Here is a 16,279-nt window from a genome sequence, read left to right on the forward strand (position 1 = left end):
TGCGAGACGGCCTCACCTGACCTCCAGCCGCAGATCGACCGTCACGCTGTCGCTGCCGGCCGGTGCGTCCGCCACGGCGATGCCCACCGCGGCGGCGGGGCCGGGGGCCGGGTCCACGCGGTGCGGCAGGGCGACGGCGGGGCGCAGGACGGTGCCCATGCGGATGGCGCCGCGGGTCTTGCCGACCGGGGCGGTGCCGGCGGTGGCGACGGGGACGATGCCGCCGGCCGGGGCTGTGGTCAGGGCGACGCCGTCGGCCGGGCGGTCCGGCTCCAGACGGCGGACGCGGTCGTAATCGCGCTGCACCAGATTGCCGGCATCGATGCCGCCGGTGCCGACCTTGCGGAACTCGCCGGAACAGTCCTGCGCCTCGAAGCGGTTGGCGCGGCAGGTGCCGGTGACCGACAGGGCGGGGGCGAGCCCGTCGCGGCCGAGGCGGATCAGGCGGTCGGCATCGTCGAACCGGTTGCCGACTGCACTGGCGGCGACGATGGCCGCGGTCTGGATTTCGGCCGCGCGGTCGTTGGTGCCGTCGCCGAAGCTGGCGGTGCCGCCGGTGAACCGGTTGCGCTCCAGCGAGCGCACCACGATCAGACCGGCCGTCGGCTGTTTCGCCAGCCGGTATCCGGGCAGGAGCGAACCGCTGCAGCCGATCAAGCTGTTGCCGTACATCTCCGCCAGGGGCCCATGGATCCAGCCGTTGCCGCAGGCCTCGAAGGCGCAGTCCAGGAACTTGTTGTTGGACAGGAAGCTGCGCTTGGGCGGGCCGTCCTCCGCCAGGATGCCGTAGGGCGAGAAGCCGAAATGGCAGGAGATGAAGCTGGAATGGTCGATGCCGTTCTCCGGCGCGACGGCGATGGAGGCCAGCGTGTTGCCGGCGAGATCGGTGTCGAGGAACAGATGGTCGCCGAAGCTCTCGGTGCCGGCCGACCAGTAGGCGCCGATGTGGTTCTTGGTGAGCTGGCAGGAGATCAGCGAGGAATGGTCGCGCCAGACATCCACCCCGGCGCGGAAGCCGAACACCCCCACCCGTTCCAGCACGAAGCGGGAGGTCAGGGCCACCCCGCCCATGCCCGGTGGCGGGTCGCCCGGCCGGTTGCCGGGCTTCGGCCCCTGCAGGCTGAGATGGGCGATGCGGCTGCGTTGGTAGCCGTCATCATCACGAGCCGCCAGCCGGCTGCCCGCCCGGATGCCGAAGCGGCCGGCGCCGAGATCCTCCGGCCAGGACAGCAGCGAGGCGCGCATGCCGGCGCCGACGATCTCCACCTCGTTGAAGGCCTCGTCATAGCGGTCGAGGTTGGGCAGGACGATCTCGCCGTCCAGCCGGTAATGGCCGGGCGGCACCATCACCGTTCCGCCATGGCCCGACCGCGACAGCTCCAGCACGGCACCCTGCAGGGCAGCCCAGTCGCATTCCCGGTCGAGCGAGCGGACATGCGGATGGACGCGCCGCGCCGCCTCCAGGCTCTTGTAGCGTTCGGACAGGGGATGGCTGCGGCCATCGCCGATGGCGCCGCGGTCGCGGATCGACAGGGCGGGACCGGCTGACGGCGACGGTTCGGGTCGGGGGCGCAACGGCTTGTCCTGTGCGGCCTGCGCGGCGGCGGGGAGGGCCAGCGCCGCGGCCAGCAGCAGGCGCCTGCCGATGGGGCGGAAAAGTAGCGGAGGGGCCGTCATGGCGCGCAGGCCCGCGCCGCCGGTTCGTCGAGCCGTGCCAACGCCGCCAAGCCGCCACCCAGCGCGGCGCGGTAGACCTCCTCCACCCGGTCGAGATGGCGGTCCAGCGTGAAGGGCGCACGCCAATAGTCGGCATGGGCGGCGCGGCCCATCCGCTGCACCTCGCCATCATGGGAGAGCAGGCGCAGGCAGCGGGCGAGGTCGGTGACGTCGCCGCTGCGGAACAGGAAGCCGTTTCCGCCCGGCTGCACCGCTTCCGCCGCCGCGCAATTGTCGCTGACGATCACGGGAACGCCGTTGGCCAGAGCCTCGTAGGCGGCAAGCCCGAAGGTCTCGTACCACAGCGACGGCACCACCAGCGCCCGCGCCCGCCGGACCTCCTCCAGCACGGCGCCGGGCGGCAGCCAGCCGGCGAGTTCCGCCTCCGGGTTCAGGCGGCGGACCGCCTCGGCCTCATCGCCGTCGCCGACGAAGCGCACCGGGGTGGCGGCCTGCGCCGCCGCCTCGGCCAGAAGGGCGGCGCCCTTCTCGCGCGACAGGCGGCCGACGAACAGCACATTGCGGTTGTCGGCGACGGGAGCGGGGCCGCGGTCGCGGAGGTCGTCCGGCACCTCCACCGGGTTGGGGATCGGCAGGGTGACGGTGCCGGGGGGCAGATGCGGCGCGATCACCGCGCGCTGGCGGTCGCTGAGCGTCACCAGCGCCATGCCGCCGGTGAAGCCGCCGGCCAGCGCACCCGCCGCATGCCTAGCCGCCCGCCACCATTTGTGATGCTGGGCGCGGGCGTCGCAGTCGGTGGCGAGGCAGCCGGCGGACAGCGCCCGGTGCGGGCAGTTGACGCCGTCGGGAAAGACGAAGAAGGCGCCGTTCGGACAGAGCGGGAAATAGTCGTGCAGGGTCAGCAGCACCGGCAGGCCGGAGCGGCGGCAGACCGGAAAGACGCTGGGCGACAGCGCCTTGGCCCAGCCATGTATATGGACCACCGTGTCGTTGGCCGGGCAGCGGGCCAGCAATTCGTCGAGCGCGCGTGCCGACTCCCGGTTCCAGATGCCGCGGAGCGCCGCCTGCATGCGGTCGGCGTTGCCCTTCAGGTCGGGCTGTTCCAGGCAATGGACGGTGATGCCGTCGATCAGCAAGGCGGGGTCGATGGGCGGCACGGCGGTGAAAAAGTGCACCCGGTGGCCGCGCCGCGCCAGCCCGACCGCCCCGGCGATGGCGACCTTGGCCAGCCCGCCGCTGGGATGGGCATGGTCGCAGAGGATGACGATGCTGCTCATGGCGGCGGGCTCATTGCAGGGCGTCGCGGTAGACGGCGGCGGTGCGGGCGGCGATCACCGGCCAGTCGAAGCGGCTGCGCACCAGCGACCGGCAGGCGTCGGCATCGGGCAGCCGGCGCTGGCCGGTCAGCGCTTCCTCCAGGCCGATGCCGATGGCGCGCGCGTCGGTTCCCGCCAGCACGAGGTCGCCGTCCAGCCCCTCCACCACCTCCGGCAGGCCGCCGACGGGGGTGACCAGCACCGGCGTGCCGGAGGCCAGCGATTCCAGCGCGGTGATGCCGAAACCCTCCAGCGCCTGCGACGGCATCACGCACAGGTCGGCGGCGCGGTAGGCCAGCGCCAGCTGCGAGTCGGGCACGAAGCCCAGCAGCCGCACATGTTCCTCCAGCCCCAGCGCGCCGATGCGGTCCTGCAGCGCCGCCGCTTCCGGGCCGCGGCCGGCGACGACCAGCAGCGCGTCGGGCACCCGGCGGCGCAGTTCCACCATGGAGTCAACCAGAGCGGCCAGCCCCATCCGCTTGACCAGCCGGCGGACCGTCAGGATCACGGGGCGTCCCTGTGGCCAGCCCAGCCGCGCCCGCGCCTGGTGCCGGCTGTCGGGCAGATCGTAGCGGTCGGCCTCGACCCCGCCCGGCACTCGCTGGATGCGGTCGGGCGGCACGCCGTAGCGCTCGGCCAGGATGGTGCCGAAGGCGCGTGACAGCACGACGAAGCGGGTGGCGCGGTGGTAGACCAGCCGTTCCACCAGGAACTTCAGCCGCACCGACAGGGCGCCGGCCCCCTCCGCGGCGCTTTCCAATGCCCAGGGGCCGTGGAAATGGACGACCAGCGGCCGGTTGCGCAGGGAGGGCAGCGCCCCCACCGTGTTCAGCGCGAAGTGGGAGGCGACAAGGTCGGGGGCCTGCCGGCGCAGCGCCGCGGCGATGGCGGTGCGGGCCGCCGCCACGCGGCGCGGCAGCGAGGCGGTCGGCGGGGCGAAGCTGTCGATGCGGGCGCCGTTGTCCAGCGTGGCGGAGGTGTTGCCGAGCACCAGCCCGGAGAAGGCGATGCCCTGCTGCGGCAGATGACGGGCGAGGTGGTAGAACATGTTCTCCGCCCCGCCATGGGTTTCGGGGAACCAGCCCAGCCCGAGCTGGAGCACGCTGGCCTCCCGCATTTCCGCGGGGAAGGTCAGGCTTCCGTCCATCGATTGTCCTCCTGGGGCTTGTCCTCGGGGCGCATGTCCTCTGGGCGGTGCTCCGTGGCGAGCGCCGCCGGTGGCGGCGCGGGCTGGAGGCTGGCGAGCCCGTAATTCTTCGCGGCCATGCCCATGCCCAGGAAGAACCAGAAGCCGACGCCCGTGACCTTCACCAGCGTGTGTTCGAACACCATGCAGCCGAGGATCGTCAGGGCGGCGGCCTCGGCACAGCGGGCGAAGGGATCGGGCGGGGCGCCGCCCCGGCGCAGCAGCCCGACCATCAGCGTGACGATGCCCGCGACATAGCCGAGCGTGCCGGGCCAGCCCAGCTCGTAGGGGACGCGCAGGATGCCGCTGTCGAAATAGGCCATGGCGCCGAGATGGCCGTCCTCGTTGGTCAGCTTGGTCGCGGTGTCGACGGTGCCGAGCCCGGCGCCGCGAACCTCCGTCAGCGCCTGGATCAGGAAGCGGCCGTAGAACTCCTGCCGTTCCTGATAGCTGCGGTCGTTCTCCATCGAATTCAGCGTGTCGAACCGCTTGACGATGGCCTGATTGACCAACGGCACGCTGAGCAGCGGCAGGGAGCACAGCACCAGACCGCAGCCGACCGCGACCAGCCGCAGCCGGTGCCGCCCGGGCATCGTCAGCAGCAGCCAGACGAAGACGAACAGCCCCGCCAGCCACGCGGCGCGGACGAGGCTGAGCAGAAGCGATCCCAGCGCCAGGGCACCGGCGATCGGCACCAGGATGCCGCGCGCCGCCGGCAGCACGGCAAGCCCGGTCACCAGCAGGAAGGCCAGCGGGCCGGAGCTGTTCAGCGTGCTGAACACCCGCACCTGCATCGGCAGCGGCATGCCCTGGTTGGTCATGCCGACATTGATCAGCCAGCGCGCATCCCAGGGCGGCATGACGAAATACTGGATCAGCCCATAGCCGCCGACCAGCGCCATTCCCAGCACGAAGGCGCGCAGCACCGCGTCGCGGATCTGCGGGTAGATCGGCCAGTGCAGGGCGACATAGAGGCCGAGCGTCACCGGCACCAGCCAGTTCAGCAGCGCGAAGGTCGCCGCCGCCATGCCGGCCTGGGTGACGCCGTTGACGTAGGCGTAGAACAGCCCGATCATCACCGGCACGAATCCGAAATAGGCGCGGTAGCGCAGCATCGGCAGATACTGCGCGATCACCAGACAGGTCATGGCGCCGACGGCAAACGGCGTCACCATCACCGGGCTGATCACGCTCCATCCCGCCTGGTAATCGACCAGCCGGCGCACCTCCGGCGTCAGGAACCACAGCCACCAGGTGAAGGCGGCGAAGCGGGCCGGGTCGCGCGTCACCAGCAGGGCGCCGGTGGCGAGCGCGCCGACCGGAAAGACGATTTCCAGCAGGCCGGCCTTGCCCATCAGCACCGGCATCGCCACCACGAACCAGAAGAGGGCGGGGGCCAACTTGGCGACGGACGGCAGGCCGTCCCCACCCTGGTGGTGGCCCGGCCGGGTCTGGTCGATCCCCGCAGCGGTGCCGGCAGTGGCAAAGGTCATGCCGGCGACTCCCGCCAGTCGCGCATTCCGGCCAGCCGGCCGCGCAGGGTGGCGCGCAGCTTCGCCCCGGCATGCCGGTCGCCGCGCAGGGCGAGCCGCGCCCATTGCACCGCTCCGGGAAACTCGCAGGTGCCGACCAGGAAGGCCCAGGCGGCGAAGACCATGCGGTTGGCCGGACTGAAATGGGCCATCAGGGCGATGGTGTCGTTGTAGGTGGCGTTCTCCTGTGCCAGCGGGTGGAAATGGTCGGATCCGCGCTGGTCGATGTCGAAGCGGACGGCCGGGAAATGGTCGACCGCCACCAGCGGGTCGTAGACCAGCCGCCAGCCGCGCCGCGACAGCCGCAGGCAGAAATCCACCTCGTTGCGGACCTGGGCGCCGCTGCCGCGCAGCCGGGTGTTCAGCCGTTCGTCGGCGATGGCGGCACGGCGGAAGCTCCAGTTCGCGCCCTTCAGGACATCGACGTCCTGCGCCGGGCCAACGCCCAGATGGTGGTTGCCGATGACGCGGCCGAACCATTGCAGCCGGCCGACGACCTGCCTCTCGCCGGTTTCGGGCACGCCGTCGTGATAGACATGGTCGCGTCCGCCGACGCCGCCGATCCTGGGATCGGTGCGATACCACGCCTCGATGCGCTCCACCCAGTCGGGATGGGGAACGGCGTCGTCGTCGGTGATGGCGACGATGTCGGCGCGGGCATGGTCCATGCCGCGGTTGATGGCCGCCACCTGTCCCGGCACCTCGATCTCGACGACCTGCATCGGCAGCGCGCCCTCGTAGCGGCAGGCGACCTCGGCGGACGCGGGGTCGGTGTCGCGCACGGTGACGATCACCTGGGCGGGCGCCATGGTCTGGCGGACCAGCCCGTCGAGGCAGCCGGCCAGCTGGTCCGGCCGGCGGTAGGTCGGGACGATCACGGTGACGCCGAGGCGCTCCGTCGTATCGGGATCGACGGGGACCAGCGGGATCGGCCGGGAAATGGCGGTGGGGGGCATGGTCTCGCTCATGCCGGGGCCAGCTCCCGCCCGCGGGCGCTGTGGGCGGCCGGACGGGCCGGTGCCAGCGACGGTTCCTCGCCGTTCATCCAGCTGTCGATGGTCTCGCGCAGCCGCGTCTTGAACACGGCCCGGTCGAAGCGGGCGGCATAGGCCTGGATGGCGGTGGGGTCGAAGCGGTGTTCCTGCGCCTCGAACCGCTCCACCGCCTCGATCAGCGCCTCGGGCGTCTGCTGGTCGAAGAACAGGCCGGACAGGCCGTCCTTCACCGTCTCTGTGGCGCCGCCGCGGTTCAAGGCGATCACCGGCCGGCCGGCGGCCATCGCCTCCACCGGCACGATGCCGAAATCCTCGTTGGCGGTGAAGACCAGGGCGCGGCAGGAGGCGTATTGCCGGTCCAGCTCCGCGGCGGAGCAGTGGCCGAGCAGTTCCACCGTCGGCCCGGCCATCTGCTTCAGACGGCGGAACTCCTCGCCTTCGCCGACGACGACCAGCTTGCGGCCCATGCGGTTGAAGGCCTCGACCGCCACGTCGGCGCGCTTGTAGGACACCAGCTGGCTGACGAACAGGTAATGGTCGCCGGGCGGCTCGGCGGTCGCGAAGCGGCGGGTCTCCACCGGCGGGTTGATGACGGTGGAGTCGCGGCGGTAGACCCGCCAGATGCGCTGGGCCACCGTTTCGGAGTTGGCGATGAAGCGGTCAACCCGCGCGGCGGTCGCCAGATCCCACTGCCGCAGCCGGTGGATGGCGTAGGGCATCAGCGGCCGGATGACCGGACCCGCCGACGACAGATAGTCGTGATAGCCGCTCCACACATAGCGCATCGGCGTGTGGCAGTAGCAGACATGCAGCGCGTCGGGTCGCGTCAGCACGCCCTTGGCCGGGCCGGATTCGCTGCTGATCACCAGATCGTAGGCGCTGAGGTCGAGCTGCTCCAGCGCCAGCGGCATCAGCGGCAGGTATTTCTGGTACATCCGGTGCGCCATCGGCAGCCGGTCGATGAAGGTGGTGGTGACCCGGTGGCTGCGGATGACCGGAGAGATGCGCTCCGGCCGATAGACGTGGGTGAAGACGTCAGCCTCCGGATACAGCTCGCACAGGGCTTCGATAACCTTCTCACCCCCGCGCATCCCGACGAGCCAGTAATGGACGATCGCGACTTTCATGGTGGGTTCTCCGGCAAGGGGCAGACCTTCGCGAAAGGCTGGAAATCGGCCGCTCAGGCGATGCGGCGCAGGCGGTAGGAGCGGCCGCCGGGCGGGCGGGCGCCATATTCGAGGTTCGCGTGTTCGCGGGCGTTGACCATCGACAGCACCGCCCCGCTGACCCGTCCGCCGACCTGCCGCACCTGCCTGATGCCGGCGCCGGCGAGGCTGGAGGCGGTGCGCGCCCAGCGCACGACATAGAGGATGCGGTCGGCCAGCGGCGCCAGGATCAGCGCGTCGGACACCGACAGCACCGGAGGCGTGTCGAGCACGATCACGTCGTAGCGTTCGGACAGTTCCACCAGCAGCGACAGCATCGCCTGGGAACCGAGGAGGGTCTGCGGCCGGTCCACGAGCCGGCCGGCGGCGATCACCGCCACCCGGCGGCGCTCGTCGAGATGCAGCACCTGATCCAGCGTGGCGTCGCCGCCCAAGAGGTCGGTCAGGCCCTTGGGCGGCCGGCCGTTGCCCAGCAGGCGGTGGACGGCGGGCCGGCGGGTGTCGCAATCGACCACCACCACGCGGCGGCCGGCATCGGCCAGGAAGGCGGACAGCGCCACCGCCAGCGTCGTCTTGCCCTCGCCCGCGACGGAGGAGGTCAGCATGATGACCTCGCCGCCCTTGGCGGTGGCGGTCTCGGCACCGGTGCGGACCAGCCGCAGCCGGGCGCATAGCCGCCAGACCGCTTCGGCGAAGTCGCTGCCGCCGGTTTCCGCATAGGGATCGCGCGCGGACTCGGCGTTCCGGCCCCGCTTGGTCCGCCCCAGCAGCGGCACGATGCCGACCGCCGGCAGGCCCAGCAGAGCCTCCACCTGATGGGAGCTGTAGACGCCGCGCTGGCCCATGGTGCGCACCAGAGCGATGCCGGTGGCGATGGCGCCGCAGACGACCGCGGCCAGCCCGGCCAGCACCGTCTTGCCCGGCCCGACCGGACCCGTCGGCACCGAGGATGAGGACACGATGCGCACGTCCGGCGTCATCTCCAGCGCCTGGAGCACCTGCGTCTCCTTCAGCCGGGTGACGGCGCGGCGGTAGTTGTCGTCGGACGCGTCGGCCTGCCGCTGCAACTCGCGCAGACGGACATCGGCCTGGAGGGTGTCGAAGGATTCGGTGCGCAGGCCTTCCAGCCGGCGGCTGAGGTCCTGGATTCTGGCGACCTGCTGCTCCACCTCGCCGCGCAGGCCGCGGACCACGCGGTCGACCTCGGTGGCGAGCGAGGCGTTCAGGTCGCGCAGTTCGGCGGCCGGACGGGTCAGCGCCGGGTGGCGGTCGCCATATTGGGCGCGCAGCTCGGCCAGCTGGGCGCTGAGCGCCGCCTGGCGCTGGCGCAGGCCGGTGATCAGCGGATCGCCGCCGATGTCGGCGCCGACCAGCGATTCCGGGTCGCCCGGACGCACGGCCTGCAACTGGCGCAGCCGGGCCTGGGCGTTGGCGTGGGCGGACCGCGCCTCCGCCAACTGGGCGTTGAGGGCCGACATCTCCTCGTTCACCAGCGGGGCGTCGCGGCCCTTCACCATGCCGGTCTCCGACCGCATCGCCTCGACCGCGGCGCGGCCGGTGGCGGTCATGTCCTGGCGCAGTTCGTCCAGCCGGCTCTGCAGCCATTCGCTGGCGCGCTGGGTGGCGTTGCGCTTCGCCTCCACCTGGATGGCGATATAGGCGTCGGCCACCGCATTGGCGGCTCGGGCGGCCAGCTGCGGATCCTTGGCCTCCACCGTGATGCGGATCGCGCGCGACTGCACGCCGGGGCTGATGCGCAGGTTCTTCTGGAAGGCGTCGATCAGGCGGGCGCTTTCCATCTCGGCGGCGTCGCCGGTGGGGGCGGCGGGGCGCGGCGGCGGCGTCAGCATGGCGGACAGCGGTTCCGGCAGGGCGCCGACCACGTCGATCAGCAGGGCGCGGCCGTCCTCCAGCAGCGGGGTGAGCGGGCCGGGCTTGGCGGCGGTCGCCGCATATTCCGGTTCCTGGCCCAGGTTCAGCGCCTCCACCACCCGGCGGGCGAGATCGCGGGAGCGCAGGATTTCGACCTCGGTGTTGACGGTGTCCTGATAGATGCCCATCGGCTCCGACACCGAGGGGATGTTGATGACCCGGTTCGGATGCGGGTCGATCACCACCACGGTGGAGGCGCTGTAGAGCGGCGTCATCGAGTTGATCAGAAGCACCGCCGGCAGCCACAGGACCGCGGTGATGCCCAGGATCAGCCATTTCTGGCGCCAAAGCGTCTGAGCCAGCCGTTTGACGTCGACCTTGTCGGCGCCCGAACCGACCGGCGGTGCGACCAGACCGGAGGCGAAACCGGCCGCGCCGGACGGCAGGCGGTGTTCCGGTGCTTCCATGGGCTGAACTCCTCTATCTCGACTGACTGTGCGCGGGTAAGTCCGATGGGTGGATCGGGTGGTGACTCAGCCGACTTCGGCCGGGTCTTTTGCGGTTTTGACGGGTGCGGCGTTGGTGGCGGCAATGTCCTGCGCGGCCCCGGACGTGCCGGATGGCCGGTCCGGCGGCGGGAGATGTGCCGTCTTCGCCTCTGCCAGGATGCGGGCGTAGCGGGCGACGGTGTTGGGGGTGACGTTGACAAGCTTGCCGGTCCCGCCGCCGGCGACGAGCTGGGCGACCTGGAACAGCGCGCGGCCCTTCTCCAGAACCTCGCCCGGCAGCATCCACAGGATGGAATCGATGTTGGACGCCAGCCATCCCGGCTTGCCGCCGCGGGTCAGCCGGCGTTCGGCGGAGCGGAGCTGGGCGGTGTTGCGGATGGTGTAGAAGGGCGACCAGCCGTCCCAGTCGCCGGCGGTGAAGGGCAGGGCGACGAAGTCGCCGTCCACCAGCGCCGGCGCGGCGCTGCCGAAACCGGCCTTGGTCCACATGTAGTCGAAACCGGCGGACCGCACGGCGGCGGCGATGTCGGGCCGGACCGGGCCGGGACGGGCGTCGTCATAGGGGCGCCACGCCTCGTAGAAGCGGTCGAGCCGGTAGCGGCGCAGCGCGTTGCCGATCATCCGCCGGGCATCCATCGCCGGGGCGGCGGTTCGGGGGGTGGCGCGCGGCGCCGCGGCTTCGGTCTCGGCGCTTTCGGCGCTGGCGGCCGGCGTTTCCGACGGGCGCGGGCGGGGGGAGATGCGCAGGACCGGGCGGCCCTCCTCCCAATGCAGGCGCGGCGTGCGGCCGGGCACCAGGGGGGAGTCGACCAGCGGCCACCAGCCCCGCGGCATCAGGCCGGACGGCAGCATGGTCGCCACCTCCGCCCGCGCATCGGTCAGCAGACGGGCCAGTTCGTCCGCCTGCATCTCGCCTTCGGCGCAGACGCCGCGGCCGGTGCTGCCCAGCAGAAGCTCCACCCGGCCGAGCACGCCGCCGCGCTCCTCCGGCACCGCCAGCAAAGCGAGGTCGGCGGGGCTGGACTGGGTCAGGCTGTCGACCGTGACCACCAGGCCGCAGCGCAGGCCGGTCGCCGCCACAAGATCGAGGATGCGCGGGATGCAGTGCAGCTCGCGGATCATGCCCGACCACAGAACCAGGGTGGTCAGCACCCGCCCCTCATCCGCCCAGCGGCGCAGCGTGGCGTCGTCGGGCTCGTAGTCGGTGAAGGGCTGCGGCGGCTCCTGGATGCGCAGCGGCACCGCGGCGGCGCTGGCGAAGGGCGGGTCGGGATCGACGATCTGCAGGCCGCGGCCGAGCCGGCCCAGCGCGAAGAAGTCGTGGTCGTCGAACTGCCGGCCATAGACCGGGTCGGCCCCGGCGCGGATCAGGTCGGCGGCGCGGTCGATCACGTCGGTCTGCGGCCGGCCGTAGAGCGGCAGCAGGCGCTTGGCCGCCGCCAGCGGCAGCTGCGCCGCGATCAGGTCCGGGTCGCCCAGCAGGGTGCCGCGTCCCCACTCCGCATGGCGGTGGGCGAGGCCGGCGCTGAAGCTGGCATAGCTTTCGCCGGCGACCTTGCCCTCGACGGCGTCGAGTCCGCCGGGGAAGTGGCGGGCGCGCACCGGATCGACGCAGTACCCGACGAAGCGCCTCGCGCCCAAGGCTTCCAGCCGCTCGCGCAGGCCCGCGTCGGCGCTGGCGTCGATGCCCAGGCGCGGTTCGGCCAGCAGGCGCGGGTAGAGGAAGGGGGCAGCGACGATGCCGAGCGGGGTCTGCGGCGCCATATCCAGCACCGCGACCTCGACGGGCAACGGCTGCCCCAGCAGGCGGAAGGCGGTCTCGTAGAGGGCGGCGGGGTCGGTGCTGCGCAGGGCGCATTCGCCGCCGGCCTCCACCACCGGCCACAGCGGCGAGGCGGGGTCGCCCAGCGCCACGACGCGGTAGCAGGTGGTCAGCCACAGCGCATGATCCAGGTGCCGGCCGCCGGCCATCAGGCTGCCGGTGCCGGTCGCCTCGGTGCGGTTGCCGTCCTCCCAGCCGCCGAAATGGCGGCCGCTGCGGCGACCGTCATAGTAGAGGTCGAAGGCCCAGCCGGCGCGTTCCGCCGCCGCGGCCAGCACCGGCGCCATGGCGACGCGGTGCGGGTCGCCGCCATGGGCAAGGAAGAGGAGCAGGGACGGTTTCGTCACGATGCGTGCCCCTCCGGCCCGTTGCCGCCGCGCTTGCACCACCACAAATGCCATTTCGCCACCCCCGGCGGTCCGAAATGGTCGGTCTTCTGCAGGGTCAGGCCGGTCGCGGCGATGGCCTTGCGCATCTCCGGCGCCCAGTGGTGGCGAACCAGCGCCTTCCATTCCGGCAGGACGCCGTGGCAGCGCATGGTCGCCAGCAGCCGGTCCGGCCGCCAGCGGTAGTAGCTGGGATAGGCCACAACCCAGAGCGGGTTGGCATTCGTGGTGTCGCAGGCGATACGACCGCCGGGCTTGACCACCCGCTGCAGCTCGCGCACGCCGGCCTCCAGGTCGGGCAGGTGGCAGAGCAGATCCATGGCGATGACGAGGTCGAAGCTGTCGTCGGGGAAGGGCAGCTTGCGGGCGTCGGCCTGCTGCACCGCCAGGGCGGGGAACCGCTCCTTCGCCTCGGCCAGCATCTCGTGCGAGATGTCGACCAGGGTCACGTCGTGGCGTTCGGCGAAGGGGCCGGTGATGCGGCCATAGCCGCCGCCGACGTCGAGGATGCGCATCCGCGGCGCCCGCTCCAGCTCCGCCGCCACCGCGCGCCGCTTCTCGTCATAGATGCGGTAGAAGGGGGTGGTCGGATGGTCGGGGCGGAAATGGCGGCGATAGCCGTTGTTGTAGATGCCGGAATTGGCGGCCTGCGTGCGCTCGGCCTTGGCATGCTCCAGCAGGCTGGCGACCTGTGCGGCCACCCTGTCGACGTCGAAGGCCTTGGCGCGTTCCAGCCCGGCCTTGGCCGCCGCCTTCAGACCGTCCGGGTCGGCCAGCCGGGCGATCAGCATGTCGCGCAGCGGTTCCGCTTCGCCCGGCGGGACCAGCCAGCCGGAACGGCCGTTCTCGACGATCTCGGGGAAGCCGCCGCAGTCGCTGGCGACCACCGGCACGCCCAGCGCCATCGCCTCCACCACCACGAAGCCGAAGCTTTCCCACAGCGACGGCACGACGGCCAGCTCCGCCCGCGCCACCACGGCCAGCGCGTCTTCGCGCGGCAGGGCGCCGGTGAAGTGAACGCGGTCGGCGACCGGGGCGACGTCGCGGCGGAACTGGTCGATGACGGCGGCGCTCGCCGGGTCCTCGCCGCCGACCATCACCAGATGCAGGTCGGGGTTGGCGGTCAGCACGGCGGGGATGGCGCGGCCGAGGGCGGCGATGCCCTTGCGCCCTTCCAGGCGACCGAAGAAGGCGATGAAGCGGTCCGGCAGGGAAATGGGCGGCTTGCCGGCCCCGGCGGCCTTCACCGCGGCGAGGTCGATGCTGTTGGGGATGACCTGGATCAGCTCCGGCGCGATGTGCCAATAGTCGGCGACCCGGCGGGCGATGGCGCGGGTGGAGGCGTAGATCGCGGCGCTGCGCTTGGTCTGGTCACGCTCCAGCGCGTTCAGCAGGTGGGTGTGCGGGCCCCAGCTCTGGGTGTTGGTGTCCACCACCAGGCCGGTCGGGGTGGCGAGCCGCGTCACCACCGGGATGGTGCTGAAGCGGGTGAGCCACCAGGCGTCGGCATCGAACTCCGCCGCATGGACCACGTCGGGATTGAAGGAGCGGACGGCGTCGGCCAGACGGCGGTTGGTGCGGAAGCGGTCCAGCATCGGCTGGATGCGCGGGCCGGGATCGACGCGCCGGACCGTTACCCCGTCCTCGATCGTGGTGCCGGCCGCAGGACCGCCGGCCTTCCACGGCGTCACCACCTGAACCGCATGGCCCAGCCGGGTCAGCGCGCGCGCCATCGTCTGGGTGTGGGTGGCGATTCCGCCGAGCTTTTCGCCGGGCGGATATTCGGGCGTCAAGAGCGACAGTCGCATGGTGGGTTTCCTCGATTGCCGGGTGATTTCCGGGTTCAGGCTTTTTGTCGGGTCATTCTCTGGTATGTCCGGCCGCGGTGGCGGCGGCCGGTGGCGGCTTGTTGAGCAGCTGTCGAGGCAGCGAGGCGAGCAGCGCGGGGTCCGGCAGGAAGGCCCGCCAGGGCAGCCCGGTCGCCCGCCGGTAGAGCGCCGCCGCGGCGACGAACACCAGCGCATAGGCGACGGTGGACACGACCGCCGCCGCCAGAATCCCGCCGCTGCGCAGGAACAGCAGCAGGCCGCCCAGCGTGACCGCCATGCCCAGCAGGTTGGCGAGGGTGGCGGTGAAGGGCCGGTTCTCGGCATAGAGGCCGTTCAGCAGGATCGACGCCGCGGCATAGAGCACCGCGCCCGGCAGCAGCAGCCGCAGCGGCAGGGCGCTGTCGGCGAAGGAGGGGCCGTAGACCAGCCCGATGGCGATGTCGGCGAACAGGAACAGACCGCCCCCCAGCACCCCGCCGACGGCGAAGGTCGCCTGCAGGCTGTTCAGCACCAGATCGCGCCCCGACCGCCCGCGCCGGGCGGCCGCCGGCATCACCACGGTGGCGAGCGCGCTCGACAGGTTGACGATCAGCCAGGACAGGCTGGTCGCCAGGGCATAGAGCCCGACCTGCGCCGCCGGCAGGAAGGCCGGGATGATCAGCAGGTCCAGCCGCTGGGTGATGACGCCCCCCACCACGTCGCCGTGGGTGCGCAGCGCATACCAGGCGGTTGTGCGGCCGAGCGCGAGGTCGGGCCGGCCGACGCCGTGGCGCCGCAGCAGAATCAGCAGGGCCGCGACCAGCACCAGCGTGCTCATCGCCGCCTGGGCGATCACCGCGGTCTCGACCGTGAACAGGCCGACGGCCCACAGCACGGCATAGGAGACGGCGACCCCGGCCGGCTGGAGGAAGTTCAGCGCGTTGAAGTTGCGGAAATCCTGGTCGCCCAGGACCAGCCCAAGCATCAGCTCCGACAGAAGCGCCAGTGCGATCATCGGCAGATAGAGGCGGGCCAGCTCCAGCGTCTCCGGCGGCTGGGCCGCCAGCAGGGTCGGCAGAAGCAGGTGGCCCGTCAGCACGGCCGCCGCGGCGACCGGCAGCAGCATCAGCGTCCAGGTGGACAGCAGCCGCCCGCCGGCCCTTGGGTCGCGGGACAGCGCATAGGTCACCGCCTTGCCGCAGCCCATGCCGAACAGCCAGCCCAGAAGCTGAGCCGTGGTGAGCACCGCGGTCAGCGCCCCCCGGCCGTCCGGCCCCAGCGTGCGGGCGACCAGGACGCCGGTCAGCAGGCCCAGCCCCATTGTGGCGGCGGTGACGAGAATGGTGGCGACGCCGTCCCGCGCGAAGCTGCGCCGGGCCGGTGCTGCCGCCGCAGCCTGACCGGTGGAACCATTATGCATAACGCTCTCACCCCCGTTGCTGTCCCCTGAAGCGTCGGTCCCGCGTCATCCCGGCGGCGTCGCGGCTCTTGTCCGGGATTCGGCGCCGGCCCCTCCCCTGAGGCTGCGGCGATGGGCTTGTGCGGTGGACGGTTCATCCCTTTCGGTGGCCCGGCCTTTCGGTGGCCCGGATATTCAGTCACGGAACCGGACAGGCCGGTTCCCGCGTGAAGATTGCTGGCAGAGCTAACAAAACTTCCGTTGATCTCGATTGTTTTCTCGTGAAGAAACAAACTCACTTCGACAGCGTTATTCAGTCTTGAGCGGGTTTGTTCTTTCGCATTTGCACACCGAACGGTAGTGGGAGACCGCGGCGGCGGTCAACGCCGCTTTCGGAACTGTTCTTCCAACACACCGCAGGAGTATTTTTTATTGGACGTCCGTTGGTGAATCTTTCGGATCCCGACGAATCTTTCGGATCCCGATTATCGAGAACACCAATTTCAAAGCGGTGGGATTACCCCGGTCATGCGCCGGCTGCGCACCGCCGGTGACGCAAGCGCGCCACCGCGCTCCGCCCCCAGGGGTGGCAGGCGGTGAAATGGAACCTT

Annotated in this window: 10 protein-coding genes; all 10 read right to left on the reverse strand. The window is 71.5% G+C overall.

From position 1 onward, the window contains the following. Positions 1 to 12: 12 nt before the first annotated feature. The 10 genes from AZOLI_RS23990 to AZOLI_RS24035 all read right to left on the reverse strand — a co-directional run bounded on the left by AZOLI_RS23990 (position 13) and on the right by AZOLI_RS24035 (position 15,689). Positions 13 to 1,677, reverse strand: coding sequence for a DUF2190 family protein (locus tag AZOLI_RS23990; RefSeq protein WP_014249794.1), 1,665 nt, complete (start codon positions 1,675 to 1,677; stop codon positions 13 to 15). Then, positions 1,674 to 2,954: a glycosyltransferase family 4 protein gene (locus AZOLI_RS23995; protein WP_014249795.1), complete on the reverse strand. Its 1,281-nt coding sequence runs from the start codon at positions 2,952 to 2,954 to the stop codon at positions 1,674 to 1,676. The genes AZOLI_RS23990 and AZOLI_RS23995 overlap by 4 nt, the downstream gene beginning before the upstream one ends. Positions 2,955 to 2,964: 10 nt before the next feature. Further along, positions 2,965 to 4,110 carry a glycosyltransferase family 4 protein gene (locus AZOLI_RS24000; RefSeq protein WP_014249796.1) on the reverse strand — a complete coding sequence of 382 codons (1,146 nt, stop codon included), beginning with the start codon at positions 4,108 to 4,110 and terminating at the stop codon, positions 2,965 to 2,967. A gap of 14 nt (positions 4,111 to 4,124) precedes the next feature. Next, positions 4,125 to 5,672: an O-antigen ligase family protein gene (locus tag AZOLI_RS24005; RefSeq protein ID WP_014249797.1), complete on the reverse strand. Its 1,548-nt coding sequence runs from the start codon at positions 5,670 to 5,672 to the stop codon at positions 4,125 to 4,127. After that, entirely contained in the window at positions 5,669 to 6,679 is a 1,011-nt protein-coding gene (locus AZOLI_RS24010; RefSeq protein WP_014249798.1) for a glycosyltransferase family 2 protein, read from the reverse strand. The genes AZOLI_RS24005 and AZOLI_RS24010 overlap by 4 nt, the downstream gene beginning before the upstream one ends. Next, complete coding sequence (locus AZOLI_RS24015; protein WP_014249799.1) at positions 6,676 to 7,833, reverse strand: glycosyltransferase; 1,158 nt, start codon at positions 7,831 to 7,833, stop codon at positions 6,676 to 6,678. The genes AZOLI_RS24010 and AZOLI_RS24015 overlap by 4 nt, the downstream gene beginning before the upstream one ends. Before the next feature lie 53 nt (positions 7,834 to 7,886). Then, positions 7,887 to 10,211, reverse strand: coding sequence for a GumC family protein (locus AZOLI_RS24020; protein ID WP_014249800.1), 2,325 nt, complete (start codon positions 10,209 to 10,211; stop codon positions 7,887 to 7,889). A gap of 66 nt (positions 10,212 to 10,277) precedes the next feature. After that, positions 10,278 to 12,422, reverse strand: a complete 2,145-nt coding sequence (locus tag AZOLI_RS24025) for a hypothetical protein (RefSeq protein ID WP_014249801.1) — start codon at positions 12,420 to 12,422, stop codon at positions 10,278 to 10,280. After that, positions 12,419 to 14,269: a glycosyltransferase gene (locus tag AZOLI_RS30545; protein ID WP_014249802.1), complete on the reverse strand. Its 1,851-nt coding sequence runs from the start codon at positions 14,267 to 14,269 to the stop codon at positions 12,419 to 12,421. The genes AZOLI_RS24025 and AZOLI_RS30545 overlap by 4 nt, the downstream gene beginning before the upstream one ends. Before the next feature lie 52 nt (positions 14,270 to 14,321). Further along, a complete protein-coding gene (locus AZOLI_RS24035; protein WP_014249803.1) occupies positions 14,322 to 15,689 on the reverse strand; it encodes an oligosaccharide flippase family protein in 1,368 nt (455 codons plus the stop codon). Positions 15,690 to 16,279: the final 590 nt, after the last annotated feature.

It is taken from the genome of Azospirillum lipoferum 4B (genome assembly GCF_000283655.1).
Taxonomy (GTDB): domain Bacteria; phylum Pseudomonadota; class Alphaproteobacteria; order Azospirillales; family Azospirillaceae; genus Azospirillum; species Azospirillum lipoferum_C.

What these genes read in the sequence shown, in the direction of transcription:
- AZOLI_RS23990 (WP_014249794.1), bottom strand. Translation starts at nt 1,677, where the DNA reads ATGACGGCCCCTCCGCTACTTTTCCGCCCCATCGGCAGGCGCCTGCTG.
- AZOLI_RS23995 (WP_014249795.1), bottom strand. Translation starts at nt 2,954, where the DNA reads ATGAGCAGCATCGTCATCCTCTGCGACCATGCCCATCCCAGCGGCGGG.
- AZOLI_RS24000 (WP_014249796.1), bottom strand. Translation starts at nt 4,110, where the DNA reads ATGCGGGAGGCCAGCGTGCTCCAGCTCGGGCTGGGCTGGTTCCCCGAA.
- AZOLI_RS24005 (WP_014249797.1), bottom strand. Translation starts at nt 5,672, where the DNA reads ATGACCTTTGCCACTGCCGGCACCGCTGCGGGGATCGACCAGACCCGG.
- AZOLI_RS24010 (WP_014249798.1), bottom strand. Translation starts at nt 6,679, where the DNA reads ATGAGCGAGACCATGCCCCCCACCGCCATTTCCCGGCCGATCCCGCTG.
- AZOLI_RS24015 (WP_014249799.1), bottom strand. Translation starts at nt 7,833, where the DNA reads ATGAAAGTCGCGATCGTCCATTACTGGCTCGTCGGGATGCGCGGGGGT.
- AZOLI_RS24020 (WP_014249800.1), bottom strand. Translation starts at nt 10,211, where the DNA reads ATGGAAGCACCGGAACACCGCCTGCCGTCCGGCGCGGCCGGTTTCGCC.
- AZOLI_RS30545 (WP_014249802.1), bottom strand. Translation starts at nt 14,269, where the DNA reads ATGCGACTGTCGCTCTTGACGCCCGAATATCCGCCCGGCGAAAAGCTC.
- AZOLI_RS24035 (WP_014249803.1), bottom strand. Translation starts at nt 15,689, where the DNA reads ATGCATAATGGTTCCACCGGTCAGGCTGCGGCGGCAGCACCGGCCCGG.